The sequence below is a fragment of the Pseudomonas sp. 65/3-MNA-CIBAN-0223 genome, assembly GCF_040310425.1.
GTDB classification, from domain to species: domain Bacteria; phylum Pseudomonadota; class Gammaproteobacteria; order Pseudomonadales; family Pseudomonadaceae; genus Aquipseudomonas; species Aquipseudomonas gregormendelii.
The window spans coordinates 1-16,907 of the sequence record NZ_JBEOPV010000004.1; the positions used below are offsets into that span (position 1 = coordinate 1).

General features: G+C 59.8%; 16 protein-coding genes and 1 tRNA gene. 4 read left to right on the forward strand and 13 right to left on the reverse strand.

Going from position 1 to position 16,907, the window contains the following annotated elements; genetic code table 11:
- Window positions 1-300 precede the first annotated feature (300 nt).
- Window positions 301-377, reverse strand: a tRNA-Met gene (locus AAEZ09_RS05005).
- Between the two features lie 297 nt (window positions 378-674).
- Here AAEZ09_RS05005 and dinB point away from each other — a divergent pair.
- Entirely contained in the window at window positions 675-1,736 is a 1,062-nt protein-coding gene (gene dinB / locus AAEZ09_RS05010) for a DNA polymerase IV (RefSeq protein ID WP_350598429.1), read from the forward strand.
- A 96-nt stretch (window positions 1,737-1,832) separates the two neighbouring features.
- Here the strand turns inward: dinB and AAEZ09_RS05015 are convergent, their stop codons facing one another.
- From AAEZ09_RS05015 to AAEZ09_RS05030, 4 genes are all read right to left on the reverse strand, one after another.
- Entirely contained in the window at window positions 1,833-2,792 is a 960-nt protein-coding gene (locus tag AAEZ09_RS05015) for a hypothetical protein (RefSeq protein ID WP_045061100.1), read from the reverse strand.
- Window positions 2,793-2,809: 17 nt separating this feature from the next.
- Entirely contained in the window at window positions 2,810-4,525 is a 1,716-nt protein-coding gene (locus AAEZ09_RS05020; protein WP_045061099.1) for a proline--tRNA ligase, read from the reverse strand.
- 132 nt (window positions 4,526-4,657) lie between these two features.
- The gene (locus tag AAEZ09_RS05025) at window positions 4,658-6,214 is read right to left on the reverse strand and encodes an AmpG family muropeptide MFS transporter (RefSeq protein ID WP_045061098.1); all 1,557 of its coding nucleotides are present in this window, start codon (window positions 6,212-6,214) and stop codon (window positions 4,658-4,660) included.
- A gap of 43 nt (window positions 6,215-6,257) precedes the next feature.
- Complete coding sequence (locus AAEZ09_RS05030) at window positions 6,258-6,551, reverse strand: MGMT family protein (RefSeq protein WP_236695876.1); 294 nt, start codon at window positions 6,549-6,551, stop codon at window positions 6,258-6,260.
- Window positions 6,552-6,775: 224 nt separating this feature from the next.
- Here AAEZ09_RS05030 and AAEZ09_RS05035 point away from each other — a divergent pair, with 224 nt between their 5' ends.
- Complete coding sequence (locus tag AAEZ09_RS05035; RefSeq protein WP_045061096.1) at window positions 6,776-7,783, forward strand: DUF481 domain-containing protein; 1,008 nt, start codon at window positions 6,776-6,778, stop codon at window positions 7,781-7,783.
- Between the two features lie 124 nt (window positions 7,784-7,907).
- Here AAEZ09_RS05035 and AAEZ09_RS05040 read toward each other — a convergent pair whose 3' ends face one another.
- Complete coding sequence (locus AAEZ09_RS05040) at window positions 7,908-8,117, reverse strand: cold-shock protein (protein ID WP_002554837.1); 210 nt, start codon at window positions 8,115-8,117, stop codon at window positions 7,908-7,910.
- Window positions 8,118-8,474: 357 nt separating this feature from the next.
- Here AAEZ09_RS05040 and dcd point away from each other — a divergent pair, with 357 nt between their 5' ends.
- Together dcd and AAEZ09_RS05050 are read left to right on the forward strand one after the other, a co-directional pair.
- Window positions 8,475-9,041, forward strand: coding sequence for a dCTP deaminase (dcd, locus tag AAEZ09_RS05045; RefSeq protein WP_045061095.1), 567 nt, complete (start codon window positions 8,475-8,477; stop codon window positions 9,039-9,041).
- 106 nt (window positions 9,042-9,147) lie between these two features.
- Window positions 9,148-9,357, forward strand: a complete 210-nt coding sequence (locus AAEZ09_RS05050; protein WP_045061094.1) for a hypothetical protein — start codon at window positions 9,148-9,150, stop codon at window positions 9,355-9,357.
- A 34-nt stretch (window positions 9,358-9,391) separates the two neighbouring features.
- Here the strand turns inward: AAEZ09_RS05050 and pdeM are convergent, their stop codons facing one another.
- From pdeM to AAEZ09_RS05085, 7 genes are all read right to left on the reverse strand, one after another.
- The gene (gene pdeM, locus AAEZ09_RS05055; protein WP_045061093.1) at window positions 9,392-10,045 is read right to left on the reverse strand and encodes a ligase-associated DNA damage response endonuclease PdeM; all 654 of its coding nucleotides are present in this window, start codon (window positions 10,043-10,045) and stop codon (window positions 9,392-9,394) included.
- Entirely contained in the window at window positions 10,045-12,531 is a 2,487-nt protein-coding gene (locus AAEZ09_RS05060) for a ligase-associated DNA damage response DEXH box helicase (RefSeq protein ID WP_045061092.1), read from the reverse strand. The genes pdeM and AAEZ09_RS05060 overlap by 1 nt, the downstream gene beginning before the upstream one ends.
- A 165-nt stretch (window positions 12,532-12,696) precedes the next feature.
- The gene (locus tag AAEZ09_RS05065; protein ID WP_045061091.1) at window positions 12,697-13,461 is read right to left on the reverse strand and encodes an ABC transporter ATP-binding protein; all 765 of its coding nucleotides are present in this window, start codon (window positions 13,459-13,461) and stop codon (window positions 12,697-12,699) included.
- Window positions 13,462-13,475: 14 nt separating this feature from the next.
- The gene (locus AAEZ09_RS05070) at window positions 13,476-14,594 is read right to left on the reverse strand and encodes a succinylglutamate desuccinylase/aspartoacylase family protein (protein ID WP_045061090.1); all 1,119 of its coding nucleotides are present in this window, start codon (window positions 14,592-14,594) and stop codon (window positions 13,476-13,478) included.
- Window positions 14,595-14,605: 11 nt separating this feature from the next.
- The gene (locus AAEZ09_RS05075) at window positions 14,606-15,316 is read right to left on the reverse strand and encodes an ABC transporter permease (protein ID WP_045061089.1); all 711 of its coding nucleotides are present in this window, start codon (window positions 15,314-15,316) and stop codon (window positions 14,606-14,608) included.
- Window positions 15,313-16,041: an ABC transporter permease gene (locus AAEZ09_RS05080; RefSeq protein WP_045061088.1), complete on the reverse strand. Its 729-nt coding sequence runs from the start codon at window positions 16,039-16,041 to the stop codon at window positions 15,313-15,315. The genes AAEZ09_RS05075 and AAEZ09_RS05080 overlap by 4 nt, the downstream gene beginning before the upstream one ends.
- 56 nt (window positions 16,042-16,097) lie before the next feature.
- Entirely contained in the window at window positions 16,098-16,880 is a 783-nt protein-coding gene (locus AAEZ09_RS05085) for a transporter substrate-binding domain-containing protein (RefSeq protein ID WP_045061087.1), read from the reverse strand.
- Between the last annotated feature and the right edge of the window lie 27 nt (window positions 16,881-16,907).

The following is a 16,907-nucleotide window of genomic DNA, read 5'->3' on the forward strand; positions in this document are numbered from 1 at the left end:
GGAGCCGGATTTGAACCGACGACCTTCGGGTTATGAGCCCGACGAGCTACCAGACTGCTCCATCCCGCGTCTGTGTGGCGGCATTCTACAGAGGAACGACGGGGTGTCAACCGTTAATCCTCAAACAAGCCAAATAAGCGTAAAACAGCGATGGGCAGGGGCGATTCAGCGCTAAGTTTCGGAATCCGAACGATTTATGTTTTTTGCGCAGCCTGAGTGCGCCGACTCATTTATCTTCGAGGGATGCAAAACTGACGCGCACAAAAAAGGCCACTCTTTCGAGTAGCCTTTTTTGATGTTTGGTTGCGGGAGCCGGATTTGAACCGACGACCTTCGGGTTATGAGCCCGACGAGCTACCAGACTGCTCCATCCCGCGTCTGTGTGTCGGCATTCTACAGAGGATGGCGGGGCTGTCAACCGCCATTCACGAAGAAAACTCTTCCTGTTCAATCGCTTAGCGCAAAACCTCGGTGGCTGAAATGGCTGCAGCGCAGGCGTGGCAAGGGTTACAGCTCTATTGGTAGTAGGTTTTCGATTGAAAAAACAAATTCATCTTTTTTTCCGACCCTTGAAAAAGAACATGCCTACTACTGGTGCTATATACAGGTGTCGATGAGATACTGTTGATCTGACTCGCTAAAAACCTTTTTCGCACAATGAACGTCGCTTCTACATGACCCAGCGAAAGATCATCCACGTCGATTGTGACTGCTTCTACGCCGCCATCGAAATGCGTGACGACCCGCGCCTGGCCGGTAAACCTCTTGCCGTGGGCGGCTCAGCGGATCGGCGAGGGGTGATCGCGACCTGCAACTATGAGGCGCGCGCCTACGGAGTACGCTCGGCCATGTCCTCGGGGCACGCGCTGAAGCTGTGCCCGGACCTGATGATCGTCAAGCCGCGCATGGACGCCTATAGAGAAGCCTCGAAGGAAATTCACACGATCTTTCGTGACTACACCGACCTGATCGAGCCACTGTCCCTGGATGAGGCCTATCTGGATGTGTCGGACAGCTCGCATTTTGGTGGCAGCGCGACCCGGGTCGCCCAGGAAATCCGCCGGCGGGTCTCCAACCAGTTGCACATCACGGTCTCGGCCGGCGTGGCGCCCAACAAGTTCCTGGCCAAGATCGCCAGTGACTGGAAGAAACCCAACGGGCTGTTTGTCATCACTCCGGATCAGGTCGAGGACTTTGTCAGTGGCTTGCCAGTGAGTAAATTGCACGGGGTGGGCAAGGTGACTGCGGACAAGCTGGGGCGCCTTGGGATTGTCGATTGCTCGCATTTACGTGAGTGGGAAAAGTTGGCGCTGGTCCGCGAATTCGGCAGTTTTGGTGAGCGATTGTGGAGTCTGGCCCGTGGGATCGATGATCGCCTGGTGCACAATGACAGTCGGCGTCAGTCGATCAGTGTCGAAAACACCTACGACGTGGATTTGCCGGACCTGCTGAGTTGCCTGGACAAGCTCCCCGAATTGCTGGAGACGCTGGCCGGGCGCATGGCGCGGATCGACAGCAGCTATCGGCCGGGCAAGCCGTTCGTCAAAGTGAAATTCCACGATTTCACCCAGACCACGCTGGAGCAGGCCGGGGCAGGGCGGGATTTGGGGAGTTATCAGCTGCTGCTGACCCAGGCGTTCAATCGTGGCGGCAAGCCGGTGCGGTTGTTGGGGGTCGGGGTGCGGCTTGAGGATATGCGGGGTGGGTTTGAGCAGATGGAGTTGTTTGAGCGGTAGTTTTTCAAAGTCAAAAGATCGCAGCCTTCGGCAGCTCCTACAGGAAGCGCGCCGCCCTGGTAGGAGCTGCCGAAGGCTGCGATCTTTGAAGAGACTTTAATTCGAATTCGGCCCCGGATCCGCCACCAGCCGCCCGGCATCCTTGGTCAAGGACTTGAGGAATTCGGTCTGTAGCTCGGGATCATTGCGAGTCAGTTCGATCAGGCTCTGTTCCAGTTCAGTGGCTTCTTCCTCCAGCCCCAGCTCCGACAGGCGCTTGACCCGGTGCACCCACTGGCTTACTTCGTCGTCTTCCAGGTCGTCGTAGATCAGTCCGTGAGCTTCGAGCAGTTTGCCGCGCAGTGAACTGCTGACGGCCAGGGACGTATTGACGTGTACCTCGTCCTGGCCGTCCGCGACGCTGATCAGCAAGCGGGTCAGATGATTGATGTCATGTTCAGCGAACGGGCTGTCCAGCAGGTTCAGGCGTAGCACGCCATTCTTGTCGGTAGTCAGCTCGAACGTCTCCTTGCCGGCCTTGACCTGCACCGGGCGCTCGCTCCATGGCAGGCTCGAGTACTCGGTGCGCTTGTCGAGCTGGACTTCGTCGATACCCGCCAGGTTCTGCTGAGCGCGACCATGGGATTGCACGTTCATGAACGGATTGAGCCCGGCGAAACCGTAGCTCAGCCAGTCCTTGGTCACGCTGTCCGGCAGATTGCCCAGGGCGAACACATTGACCACGTTCGCGCCGACGCCGGCCACCACAGCCACGGCGCCCAGCGGAATCTCGTAAGCCTCTCGCCAGGGTTGGTAGGGCGTGTAGCGGTCGTAATGGCGAGTGACCTCGAACTCGGTGACTTCGAAGGTCTTCTGCTCGTGGATTTTCACCCGGCGTTGCGGCAGCTCAAGCACCTTGGGCTCGCCGACATCGACCTGCAGGCTGTGATCGAGCAATTTGCGCTCGACACGTTCCTCGTGCTCGCTGCGTTGTGACATTTGATTGGCACAACCGCTGACCAGCAGGGTGCCGCACAGGGCGGCACCACCGAGGCCTAAGGTGTTTCGCTTGAACATGACTTCTCTATCTGGTGTCAGCGGCGGATACGGGCCTGGAGGAAGGGCAGCACGTCAGCGACCGGCAATGCCTGTGCTTCAGGTTCGGTGCGGCTCTTGTATTCCAGGTTGCCATCGGCGAGGCCGCGGTCGCTGACCACGATCCGGTGAGGAATGCCGATCAGCTCCATGTCGGCAAACTTGATGCCCGGGCTGGTTTTCTTGTCGCGGTCGTCCAGCAACACTTCGAAACCGGCCGCCGTCAATTCTGCGTACAGCTTGTCGGTGGCTTCGCGGACCTGTTCGTTATCGTAGCGCAGCGGTACCAGCGCGATCTGGAATGGAGCGAGTGTGTCACTCCAGATGATCCCGTTGGCGTCGTTGTTCTGTTCGATGGCCGCAGCCACCACGCGGGACACGCCGATGCCGTAGCAGCCCATTTCCAGGGTGACCGGCTTGCCGTTCTCGCCCAGCACTTCGCACTTCATCGCTTTGCTGTACTTGTTGCCCAGCTGAAAGATGTGCCCGACTTCGATGCCGCGCTTGATTTCCAGGGTGCCTTTGCCGTCCGGGCTTGGGTCGCCGGTCACTGCATTACGCAGGTCGGCAACGGTCGGAACCGGCAGGTCGCGTTCCCAGTTCACGCCGAAGTAGTGCTTGTCGTCGATGTTGGCGCCAATGCCGAAGTCGCTCATCAGCTCCACCGAGCGGTCGATGATGATAGGCAGCGGCAGGTTCAGCGGGCCCAGCGAACCAGCGCCGGCGCCAATGGCGTCGCGCAGTTCGGAGTCGGTAGCCATGACCAGCGGGCTCGCCACGCCAGGTTGCTGGGCAGCCTTGATCTCGTTGAGTTCGTGGTCGCCACGAATGACCAGGGCGATCAGCTTGCCTTCTTCCTCGGCGCGCACGATCAGGGTCTTGATGGTCTTCTCAATCGGCAGATTGAATTTTTCCACCAGGGCGGCAATTGTCTTGGTGTCCGGGGTGTCGACCAGGCGCAGCTCTTCAGTTGGCGCCGGGCGGGAGGTTTCCCGGGGCACGGCTTCGGCTTTTTCGATGTTCGCGGCGTAGTCGGAACCGTTGCTGAAGGCGATATCGTCTTCGCCGGATTCGGCCAGTACGTGGAACTCGTGGGAGCCGGCACCACCGATGGAGCCGTTGTCGGCTTCCACAGGGCGGAATTTCAGGCCCAGACGGGTGAACACGTTGCAGTAGGCCTGATGCATGCGGTCGTAAGTGACCTGCAGCGAAGCCTGGTCCGCGTGGAACGAGTAGGCGTCCTTCATGATGAATTCGCGACCGCGCATCAAGCCGAAGCGTGGACGGATCTCGTCACGGAATTTGGTCTGGATCTGATACAGGTTGATCGGCAGCTGCTTGTAGCTGCTCAACTCGCTGCGCATCAGGTCGGTGATGACCTCTTCGTGGGTCGGGCCGGCGCAGAAATCACGACCATGGCGATCCTTGAAGCGCAGCAATTCAGGGCCGTATTCTTCCCAGCGCCCGGATTCCTGCCACAGCTCAGCCGGTTGCGTGCTCGGCATCAACACTTCGAGAGAGCCGGCGGCGTTCATTTCTTCGCGAACGATCGCTTCAACCTTGCGCATCACTCGCAAGCCCATGGGCAGCCAGGTGTACAGGCCCGAGGCGAGTTTGCGGATCATGCCGGCGCGCAGCATCAGCTGATGGCTGATCACGACCGCGTCGGAAGGCGTTTCTTTCTGTGTGGCGAGCAAAAATTGACTGGTGCGCATGGTTGGCCGTTGTCGGTTGCTGATGACGAGAAATGACGGAGCATTGTACGGGCGAGATCTGCTGGCGTACAGGCGTGCGGTCGGTGGTGTCGCGGCAGGGCGGGAATTACCCCGCTCCTGCGCGCTTTCCAGCTAAAGGGGTTCTTCGGCCGCAGGTGCAGGAATCGGTTCCGGTGTCGGCCCTGCGCGGCGGCTTTCCTGATACCAGTGCAGCATGATCAGGAGCAGGGTCGGGACGCCCAGCAACGCGGTGATCAGGAAGAAGTTGTGGTAACCGAATTTCTCCACCATGACCCCTGAGTAGCCGCCAATCAGGCGTGGCAGCAGGAGCATGATCGAGCTCAGCAGGGCGTACTGGGTGGCGGAGAACTTGAGGTTGGTCAGGCTCGACAGGTAGGCGACGAACGCCGAAGTCGCCAGCCCGGAACTGAAGTTGTCCAGGGAAATGGTGACAATCAGCATGTTCAGGTTGGCGCCCATGTCCGCGAGCATCAGGAACAGCAGGTTGGTGCCGGCTGAAGCAATGCCGCCGATCAGCAGGATTGGCAGGATACCGAAGCGCACGATCAGCAACCCGCCCATGCCGGCGCCCACCAGCGTCATGATCAGGCCGAAGATCTTGCTGACGCTGGCGATCTGATCCTTGGTAAAACCCTGGTCGATGTAGAACACGTTGGCCATCACACCCATGACCGTATCGGACATTCGATAGGTGGCGATCAGGCCCAGCAGCAGCAGCGCCTGCCAGCGGTAGCGCAGGATGAAGTCGTTGACCGGAGTCAGCACCGGTGCCAGGCCGCGGCGACCCATGGCCGACAGGCACATGAAGGTCAGCGTGGTATAGAGAATGGCCCGCAGGAACGCGCGGTCTTCCAGCAGCAGGTCGAGCACGCTGTGGCCTTCGAACAGCACGCTGGCGAAATCGGTGTTGTACAGCTGGGTGAACATGGCAGGCACAGACACCAGCAACACGATCAGTACGAACACGGAAGCCAGTTGATGCGCGAAGGAGTACCGCCCGGCCTGCAGTTGCGTGCGCAGGGGCACCGGCGGTTCACGCATGAAGAAGGAGGTCAGCAACGCCGGGATCATCAGGGCGCCGAACAGGATGTAGGTGCCTGCCCAGGCTGAATGCTGGTAGTTGAAGCCTGTCGAGCCAAAGCCTTCGGCGAAGAACAGTGCGCCGGCCGTGGCCAGTAATGCGGCAATACGGTAACCGGACATGTAACTGGCGGCGAGGGCAGCCTGGCGGCTGTCGTCGGCAATTTCCAGGCGATAGGCGTCGACCGCGATGTCTTGTGTCGCCGAAGCGAAGGCCACGACCACGGCGATCGCGATCAACCAGGACAGGTGTTTTTGCGGGTCGCAGAAACCCATCCCGATCAGGCCGAGAATGACCAGTGCCTGGGAAAGGACCAGCCAGGAACGTCGACGCCCCAGCTTGCCGAGCAATGGCAGGCGCCATTGGTCGAGCAGCGGCGACCACACCCATTTAAAGGCATAGGCCAAACCGATCAGGCTTGCATAGCCAATGGTTTCGCGAGCCACACCGGCTTCGCGCAGCCAGACCGAAAGTGTTGAAAACACCAGCATGTACGGCAGGCCGGCGGCGAAACCCAGCAGCAACAGCACGAGCGTTGAAGGGCTGGCATAGGCGGCGAGCGCGGCGCGCCAGGTTTTACGGGGCATGGGCTGGAGTCTGCCTCAAGATTACGGAAACAAAGCGCGCACTCTAACCGCTGTGCTCTACCGGGCGCCAGCCATGGCGCTGAATATCAACACGATTATTCAGGATGCTGACGCCTTCCTCGCGCAATCGCGCGCGCTGTTCATCCCCGCAAGCGCTGCCTGCTGGCAGGCTCAGGCGCCCGCCCGCGCCGAGTACCCGGTGCCACGGTAATTTGCTGTCACCGGGAAGCTGGCTAAGGGTTCGGCCGACATAACGAGCGGCGCGCCCCAGTCCTGCCAGCTCGGCAAGCTGCCCATAACTGACGACCTTGCCCGGCGGCACCTGCGCCAGCGTCATGTAGAGCGCCGTGCGTCGGGTTTGCGCAGCGCTGTCGTTTTCATTGAGCGGGTCTGTCACGTGCGCAATTCCTGCGGGTCGAGGTATTTACGGTCACCAGAGTAAGTCGAGAATGGCCAATTGAGAAATGAACTCAATAGAAATAGTCGTGTCAGTGCTTGCTAGGGTCTTATTCGTAAGGATAATGCCGACTTTTTTTCGCAAACTTGAGCCTGTATTTGCTTATGGTGTCCAGATCCCTGCTGTGCCTCGCTGTACTAAGTGCTTCCACACCCTTGCTCGCCGACACCGTCTGGTTGAAGAACGGTGACAAGCTGAGCGGCAAGATCACCCTGTTCGACGGCGGCAAGCTGTTGATCCAGACCGAGTACGCCGGCGCGATCCCGATCGACTGGAAACAGGTCAAGACGCTGGAAAGCGATCAGGAGTTACTGGTCAAGCAGGATGCTTACACCGGGGAAAAGGCCAAGTCACTGCATGCGGCAGACGATGGCAAGGTGACGCTGGCCAATGGCGATGCGCCGAAGACCGTGGAGCTTGCCAGTATCCAGCAGATCCTCAAGCCCAAGCCGGTGGTTGAGGACCTGGTATGGAAGGGCAATGTCGACATGGCGCTGGACTACCAGCGGGCCGAGAAAGACACCGATGACTACGATATCGACTTCAAGACCAGTGCGCGTCATGGCAAGTGGCGGCATACGGCGGAGGGCGAATACAACCGCGAATTCCAGGACGACGTGGTCACCACGGATAACTGGCGCGGTGAGTACTCCCTCGATCGGTTCCTGACCGAGAAATGGTTCTGGCAAGGTCGCGCCGTCTATAAGCGCGACAAGGTCGAAGACCTGTCCCGTCAGCGCACCGTCGGTACCGGTCCTGGTTATCAGTTCTGGGATGACGAGCTGGGCGCGTTCTCGCTGGGATCACTGGTCAACCGCACGGATTATGAGTACGCGGACGGTGGCAAGGAAAACTTCTATTCCCTGGCCATGAAGTGGGACTACAACCGCTACCTGATTGGCAAGAAGGTCGAGTTCTTCACCAACGGCGAGGTGGGCAAGCCATTGTCAGGCGTTGCGGATTACGCGCTGGATACCGAAGTGGGGTTGCGTTACAAGGTAACCGATTGGGCTTCGCTTAACCTGAAGGCTGAGCGAGATGTCATCAGTGGTACTGATGATGCTGATTTGGAGAAGACCCGTTATACAGCTGGGTTTGGTGTGGCCTGGTAATAAGCGCTTAAGCTCAAGATCAAAAGATCGTCCGATAGGACGATCTTCTTTGCCTGGCAAAAACACACAGGCACAAAAAAGCCCCGCTTTTGAGGGCGGGGCTTTTTACTAAAGCAAGTACAAGTTAGATAACTTGAACTTCTTCAGCTTGCATGCCTTTCTGACCGCGGGTAGCGATGAAAGAGACCTGTTGGCCTTCTTTCAGGCTTTTGAAGCCGTCGGATTGGATAGCTTTGAAGTGAACGAACAGGTCGTCACCGGATTGTGGAGTGATGAAGCCGAAGCCTTTTTCATCGTTGAACCACTTAACGGTACCGGTTTGGCGATTAGACATGGTGTAACTCCTTGAACAAAGATAACTGCGACGCAGGAAGAACCCTGGCCGAGACTGAGTGCAAAGAGCAGGAAAAATTCTTGTAGATGGTTGGATCGAAATTCAACATATCGTGTAGAGATTCTCAGTGACACAAGCAGCACAGTGGCGCCACCTTAACCCTTTTTCCGGAATGTGCCAATGCTTCTTGCGAAGGTTTCTCTTATTTCGTGACTGACGGTGCATCAAAATACAGCGAGGGCCCGGAAATTCGGGGGGCGCGCGCGGGAGAATTTAATTGCGCTCTTTGAACCGGCGACCCGCCCCCGGTAAGATGCCGGACAGATTTTCTCCACCTCGCTATTCAGGACACCCGCCATGAGCATCAAATCGGACAAGTGGATTCGCCGCATGGCGCAAGAGCACGGCATGATCGAGCCCTTCGTTGAGCGCCAGATGCGCGGTGAAGGTGCCGAGCGCCTGATTTCCTACGGTGTGTCGAGCTACGGCTACGACGTGCGCTGCGCCGATGAATTCAAAGTGTTCACCAACATCAACTCGGCAACCGTCGATCCGAAAAACTTCGATGAGAAGAGCTTTGTCGACGTCCAGAGCGATGTCTGCATCATTCCGCCCAATTCGTTCGCACTGGCCCGCACCGTGGAATTTTTCCGCATACCGCGCAACGTGCTGACCATATGCCTGGGTAAAAGCACCTACGCCCGTTGCGGCATCATCGTCAACGTGACGCCGCTCGAGCCGGAGTGGGAAGGCCATGTGACCCTGGAATTCTCCAACACCACCACGCTGCCGGCAAAAATCTACGCCAATGAAGGTGTCGCACAGATGCTTTTCTTCGAATCCGACGAAGAGTGCGAAGTGTCCTACAAGGACCGTGGCGGCAAGTATCAGGGCCAGCGCGGCGTTACCCTGCCGCGCACCTGAGTCATCCATCTGACGGGTCGTGGGAATTCTTCGGCGGGAACACACTCTATTGGGTGTACTGCCCGGTTCGCGCACAGTGAACCGGGCCACTGCTCAGGAGTGCTCTATGAAGATCGATCCGCAAATAAGTGCCGAACTGGCAAGGCTTGAGCCCAATCAGGTTGGCGTTTTGGCCTGGTCACTGCTGGCGCACCCGCCACTCAGCATGGCCGGGGGCATCCCCGGCCAGCCTGATCCTGATACCCCCAACGAACAACCGACCGAACCTGGCGAGCCCACCTTGCCGGATGAGCCGCCTCCAGCGCCTGTTGCATGATGCGCCGGCCATTGCTGTGTGGGAGCGAGAGCTCCTACACCGGCCATATCTCGTTGTCGCCAATCACGAACAATCTGCAACTGTCATCCCGCTCGACCTGGTACCCGCCGGTAAATGCGCCGAAGGCAGGTAGCAGGCTGACAGCCTCTGCAAGCCTGAAGCACGCCAGGCGCAAGCTTTGTCGCCCGCGACCCTGAAGCCGATACACCGGATGGACGTGACCGGCCAGCACGTGCCGGTCGGGGTGCGGATCAGGCTCATGTTGCAGCGCAAAGGGCCCGAGCAGCATTGGCTCCGGCACTACGCGAATGTTCAGTGAGGTTGGCGGGTCGCCGGCGCGCTTGTCGTGATTGCCGCGGATCAATGTCATTGGCAGGTCGATGTGCCGCGCACGCCACTGCGCCAGGGCGCTCAAAGTAGCCGGTGCGTGGGAGCCAGGGCCGTGCAGGAAGTCACCCAGGAAAATGAGTTGCCGACACGCCAGTCGCGCCAGCAGCGCGTCCAGCACACGGATGTTCTGCGTGGTAGTGCCCTGAGGCACGGGCTGACCCAGGCGCCGATACGCGGCAGCCTTGCCAAAGTGCACATCGGCCACCAGCAATGCCTGTTGCGCTGGCCAGTAGATGGCTTTTTCCGGTAGCAGCCACAGCTCTTCACCCGCGAGCCGGACGGGGTAGGGTGTACTCATCAGGCTTTCCCTTTCTCTGCAGTCGTTTCCAGGTCGCTGACCATGCGGCGGATGCGGTCGGCAAGTTTTTCCGAGCTCATGCTTTCGCGCATGCGCTCCACCAGCAGTGGGAAGGCCAGCGGTGTAGGACGTTTGATCGGGTGCAGGTCGAGCCTGAGTCGGCCGATTCGTTCAAGTGTCTCTTCCAGGCGCCGTATATCCAGTTCCTCGCGCAACACTTCTTCCCCTGCCTGGGCCAGCAGCAGGTTGTCAGCATCGTATTGCTTGAAGACTTCGAAAAACAGGCCGCTGGAGGCCTGTACCTGCCGGGTACTTTTCGGCGCGCCGGGATAACCGGCAAACACCAGGCCGGCGATGCGCGCAATCTCGCGAAAACGGCGCAAGGCCAGCTCGCCCGCATTCAGGCTGGCAAGCACATCAGCCATCAAGCGCTCAGGACTGAGCAGCGCCGGGTCGAGATGCTCAGACCAGTCCACATGGGTGGCGCTCAGCAACTCCAGCCCGTAATCATTCACCGCAATGGAGAACGTAACCGCCAGGCGTTGACTGACCCGCCACGCCAGCAGGCTGGCCAGGCCCAGGTGCACCTGGCGTCCAGCAAATGGGTAGAGAAACAGGTGCCAGCCCTCGCGGGATTTCAGGGCTTCGGCCAGCAGGCTTTTATCCGTTGGCAACCCGGACCACTGTTGCTGCACTTCCAGCAAGGGGCGCAACGCTTTCATTTCCGGCCCGATGAACTCGCCTGACGCGGCTGCGCTGAAACGCGCAACCACCGCCGTGGCCAGTTCATTGGAGAGCGGCATGCGTCCGCCATTCCAGCGCGGCACCGCGGCTTTTTTCGCCGTGCTGCGCTTGACGTAGGCGGTCATGTTTTCCACCCGCACCAGCTCCAGCAAGCGCCCGGCGAACAGGAAGCCGTCGCCGGGCTTGAGCCGGGCTATGAATCCCTCTTCGACACTGCCCAGTTGCTTGCCGCCACCGCCCTTGCTCCAGAACTTCAGCTGGATGCTCGCATCGCTGACGATGGTGCCAATGCTCATGCGATGGCGTCGCGCCAAGCGCGCGTCGGGTACCCGCCACACGCCATGCTCATCCGGTTCGACCCGGCGATAATCCGGATAGGCCGTCAGAGACAGCCCGCCGTGACGTACGAAAGCCAGCGCCCACACCCAGTCCGCCGGGCTGAGGTCGCGATAGGCCCAGGCACCGCGTACTTCTTCGTACAATTCCTCGGGTATGAAACCACCTCCCAACGCCATGCTGACCAGATGTTGCACCAGCACATCCAGCGGCTTGTGCGGCGATTCCCGAGGCTCGATGCGCCGCTGCGCTACGGCGTCTTGCGCCGCAATTGCCTCGATCAATTCAAGGCTGTGAGTCGGTACCAGTGTCACTCGTGACACCCGCCCCGGCGCGTGGCCGGAGCGGCCTGCCCGCTGCATCAGCCGCGCGACGCCTTTGGCCGAGCCGATTTGCAGCACCCTTTCCACCGGCAGGAAATCCACCCCCAGGTCGAGACTGGAGGTGCAGACCACGGCTTTGAGCTGCCCATCCTTGAGGGCCCGTTCAACCCAGTCCCGGGTATCGCGGGACAGTGAACTGTGATGCAGCGCAATGATCCCGGCCCAGTCCGGCCGAGCCTCCAGCAGCGCCTGATACCAGATTTCCGATTGCGCGCGGGTATTGGTGAACACCAGGGTGCTGGGGCTGGACTCGAGTTCGGCGACCACCTGCGGCAGCATTTTCAGGCCAATATGCCCGGCCCAGGGAAAGCGTTCGATGGCGCGAGGGCGCAGTGAATCGACTCGCAGTTCTTTGCCGCTTTGACCCTGCACGCTAGTGCCGCCGCCTTGAGGGATCAGCACTTGCTCGGCGTGGGCCTGATTACCCAAGGTGGCGGACACGCCCCAGACCACCAGGTCGGGTTGCCAGCGGCGCAGGCGGGCGAGGGCCAGTTGCAACTGCACTCCGCGCTTGTTACCGAGCAGTTCGTGCCATTCATCCACCACAATCATGCGCAAGGTCGACAAGGCGCTTTGCGCGTCGGCCCGGGCCAGCAGCAGAGTGAGGCTTTCCGGGGTGGTGATCAGCGTGGTGGGCAGGCGCCTGCTTTGCCTGGCCCGTTCGCTGCTGCTGGTGTCACCGGTTCGCAGGCCGACGCTCCAGGGTATCTGCAGGTCCTGCAGAGGCCCCTCCAATGCTCGCGCGGTGTCCGCCGCCAATGCGCGCATCGGGGTAATCCACAGGACGGTCAAGGGTTCGGCTACAGGTTTGCGCTTGCGCAGGGTTTCGACCGGGGAGAGGGTGCTGGCGTAGCGGTTGAGTGCGCCAAACCAGACGGCGTAGGTTTTGCCGGCGCCGGTACTGGCGTGCAACAGTCCCGACTGGCCTTGCTTGACGGCGGCCCAGACCTGCTTTTGAAAAGCGAACGGCTTCCAGCCGCGAGCGCTAAACCATTTTTTTGCAAAGTCTGGAGAGGATCCCATGCCGGCTGCTGCGCCCTGTAGGAGCTGTCGAGTGAAACGAGGCTGCGATCTTTCGAGCTGGCGTTTGCTGAACTAGTTCAAAAGATCGCAGCCTCGTTTCACTCTACAGCTCCTACGCAGGCGCCCCCGCAGAAATGATCTGGGGGCCAGGTAATCGGGCTCCCGTTATTTCAGGTTTCCGCTCAGGAACTGCTTCAACCTCTCGCTGCGCGGATTGCCCAATACATCCTCGGGCGCGCCTTCCTCCTCGACCAGACCCTGGTGCAGAAACAGCACCTGGTTCGACACCTTGCGCGCAAAACTCATTTCGTGGGTCACCATGATCATCGTACGGCCCTCTTCGGCCAGGCCCTGGATCACTTTCAGCACTTCACCGACCAATTCCGGGTCCAGGGCTGAAGTCGGCTCGTCAAACAACATCACCTCCGGCTCCATCGCCAGCGCGCGGGCAATGGCGACGCGTTGCTGCTGACCGCCCGAGAGAAAGGCCGGGTACTGATCGGCCACCCGCGCCGCCAGGCCCACCTTGTCCAGATAACGGCGGGCGCGGTCCTCGGCTTCCTTTTTGTCGCAGCCCAGCACCCGGCGCGGTGCCATCGTGATGTTCTCCAGCACCGTCATGTGGCTCCACAGATTGAAGTGCTGGAACACCATCGCCAGGCGCGTGCGAATCCTTTGCAGTTCATCGGGGTCGGCGACATGCATGCCGTGGCGATCCTTGATCATGCGGATACTCTGGCCGTCGAGGCTCATCGCACCGTCGTTGGGCTGTTCGAGAAAATTGATGCAGCGCAGAAAGGTACTTTTGCCCGAGCCGCTGGCGCCGATCAGGCTGATGACGTCGCCGGTTTTTGCCTTGAGCGAAACACCCTTGAGCACTTCATGATCGCCATAGCTTTTGTGCAGGCCTTCAATGGTCAGTTTGTACATGGGGCAATGCATCCTCAAGGCGAAAGTAGGTAGCCGCTGCGATAGGCTTCAGTGCCCGCAACGTGGGCGATCACCATGCCGGCCGTGGCCATGCGTCGCAGTGACCGGGCGTACATCAGCCCTGCGGTGGCGCAATGGACCGGGGTGACCTGGTCAAGCACCGGATCAATGATTTCAGCCACCAGTTGCCCGGCTTCCAGGTATTCCCCAGGCAGCGCCGCGAACACCAGCAAGCCGCCAACCGGCGTCGTTACAGGCTCCACCGCGGCCAGCGGTGTCGCGGGGTAGGGCAATTCGGGCAATGGCCCCGGCGTGCCGACGATGGCGCCGAAGTGGATCAGGTAGTCGAGCATTGCCTGGCAGTCGAGACTGGCCAGGGGGTGATTGACGTCACCCTGGCCGCGCAATTCGACGGTGACCGAGAAACTGCCCAAGGGGATGTCGAAGTGCTCGCCGAAGCGCTCTTTCAACTGCCACCAGAGTAGCGTGAAGCATTCGTCAAACGATTGGCCGCCGGAATCGGTGGCCAGCAGGCTGGCTTCGGCGCCGATGTAGCGGGCCAGTGGCTCCACCTGAGGCCAGGCCTCGGGGGTGGTGTAAAGGTGCGCAACGGCTTCGAAATCGCAATGCAGGTCCAGCACCAGGTCGGCATCACAGGCCAGCCTTTGCAGGGTCAGGCGTTGGGATTGCAACTGGGTCGTCGCCGTGTGTCGCGCCAGGGCCTGGCGCAGGCTGCTGCGGATCACCTGCAGGTTGCGTTGTGGATCGTCGCCCAGTTGCCCTTCGATGTCGTTGCCGACTTCTTCACTCAGGTCGACGAACCAGCGGTTGAAATTCTGTCCGCTTTCCAGCTCGTAGCGCCCGAGGGGGACATCCATCAGAACCTGTTCGAGGCCAACCGGATTGGCCACGGGTACCAGTACGATTTCGCTGCGCAGGCGGCCGGCGGCTTCCAGCTCCCTGAGGCGCTGCTTGAGATGCCAGGCCACCAGCATGCCGGGCATTTCATCGGCGTGCAGGGATGCCTGGATGTAGATCTTGCCGCTGGCCGACGAGGGGCCGAAGTGAAAGCTGTGAATCTGCCGTGCGGTCCCCGGTAGCGGGGCCAGCAAGTCATGGATCTGGTGGCGCATGGTGCAAAGTCCTAGTGGGTCGGCCCGAGGAAGGCCAGCCATCGGCGTTCGGCGAGGCGGAACAGGCCGACCAATGCAAAGGTAACGGTCAGGTAGATCAGGGCGGCGATGCCGAACGACTGAAAGGTCAGGAAGGTCGCCGAGTTGGCATCCCGCGCGACTTTCAGGACATCCGGGATAGTTGCGGTAAACGCCACGGTGGTCGAGTGCAGCATCAGGATCACTTCGTTGCTGTAATAGGGCAACGAGCGGCGCAGGGCCGAAGGCATGATCACGTAGGCATAAAGCTTCCAGCCCGTCAGGCCGTAGGCTTTGGCCGCTTCGACTTCGCCGTGGTTCATGCTGCGAATGGCCCCGGCGAAAATCTCCGTGGTGTAGGCGCAGGTGTTCAGGGCAAACGCCAGGATCGTGCAGTTCATGGCATCGCGAAAGAACGCGTCCAGCACCGGTTGATCACGCACCGCCGCCAGGCTGTAGATGCCGGTGTAGCAAATCAGCAACTGGATATAGAGCGGCGTCCCGCGAAACAGGTAGGTGTAGAACTGCACCGGCCAGCGCACGTAGACCTTGGGCGAGACCCGGGCAATCGATAGCGGGATCGACACCAGGAAGCCGATGAAGATCGATGCGCTGAGCAACCACAGGGTCATTGCCAGGCCTGTGATGTTATAGCCGTCGGTATAAAGGAAGGGTTTCCAGTATTCCTGCAGGAGTTCGATCATCGTACGGCCTCCCGCGAGCCGGCGGCGTAGCGGCGTTCGAGCCAGCGCAGGACGAAGTTGGAGGCGCTGGTAATCAGCAGGTAGATCAGTGCCGCCAGCACCAGGAAATAGAACAGTTGGTAGGTACTCTTACCGGCGTCCTGTGCGGCCTTGACCAGGTCGGCGAGGCCGATGATCGACACCAGTGCGGTGGCCTTGAGCATTACCATCCAGTTGTTGCCGATGCCTGGCAGGGCAAAGCGCATCATTTGCGGGAACACCACGATACGAAAGCGTTGGCCGCGATTGAGCCCGTAGGCGGTGGCGGCTTCGACCTGGCCCCGGGGCACTGCGAGGATCGCGCCACGGAAGGTCTCGGTGAAGTAGGCGCCATAAATGAAGCCCAGGGTAATGACCCCGGCACTGAACGGGTTGATCTCGATATATTCCCATTCCATGAAATCGGTAAACGATGTCAGCCAGGTCTGCAGGCTGTAGAAAATCAGCAGCATCAGCACCAGGTCCGGCACCCCGCGGATCAGCGTGGTGTAGACCTGCGCCGGCACCCGCAGCATTTTGACTTTCGATAGCTTGGCCGTGGCGCCGAGCAGGCCGAGCAACACGGCCACCAGCAGCGACAATGCCGATAATTTGATGGTCATCCAGGTGCCTTCCAGCAACAACGGGCCAAAGCCCTGGAGGCTGAAGGCTGAGAGCCCCAGATTTTGCAGGAGGTTTTCGAACATAAATCAGCAACCTGATCGGATAAAAAAAGCGCCCATCCAGAGATGGGCGCCGGGCATTATTTGCCGCTGTACAGATTCAGATCGCCGAAGTGTTTCTTCTGGATGGTGGCGTAGGTGCCATCGTCGTGTAACGCTTTGATACCTTTATCCAAAAGTGCTTTCAGCTCGGTGTTACCTTTCTTAATGCCCACCGCTGTTTTGGCTGGCAGCAATTCGCTGTCGACCGGCTTGCTGATTTCGTAGCCTGCGCCTTTTGGCGACTTCAGGAAGCCCAGTTCGGCTTGAAGCATGTCCTGGATGGCGCCGTCGAGACGGCCGGAAGTCAGGTCGGAATACACCTGGTCCTGATTCTGGTAAGCTTGGGTTTTAACGCCAGCCTTGTCCAGCACGGCCTTGGCGTAGGCTTCCTGGATAGTGCCTTGCTCGTAGCCAATGGTTTTGCCTTTGAGCGACGCGACGTCTTCGCTCAGGCCCGAGCCTTGCTTGAATACGTAGGCGGTTGGGCCGGAGAACAGCTCGCTGGAGAAGTCGATCACCTTTTCACGGGCCGGGGTCACGGTCATCGACGAAATCACGCCGTCGAATTTGTTGGCCTTGAGGCCTGGAATCATGCCGTCAAAATCACTTTCGACCCACTTGCACTTGACCTTCAACTCGGCGCAAATCGCGTTACCCAGATCGATGTCGAAGCCCACGAGGTTGCCGTCAGCCGCTTTCGACTCGAACGGTGCGTAGGAAGGGTCAACGCCAAAACGCAATTCCTTGTATTCCTTTGCCACCGCGGAGCCGGCAGCCATGCACAACGCCAGTGCAGAAAGGGTCAGCAATGCTTTTTTCATTATTCAATCCCTAAAAACCAATTTGAG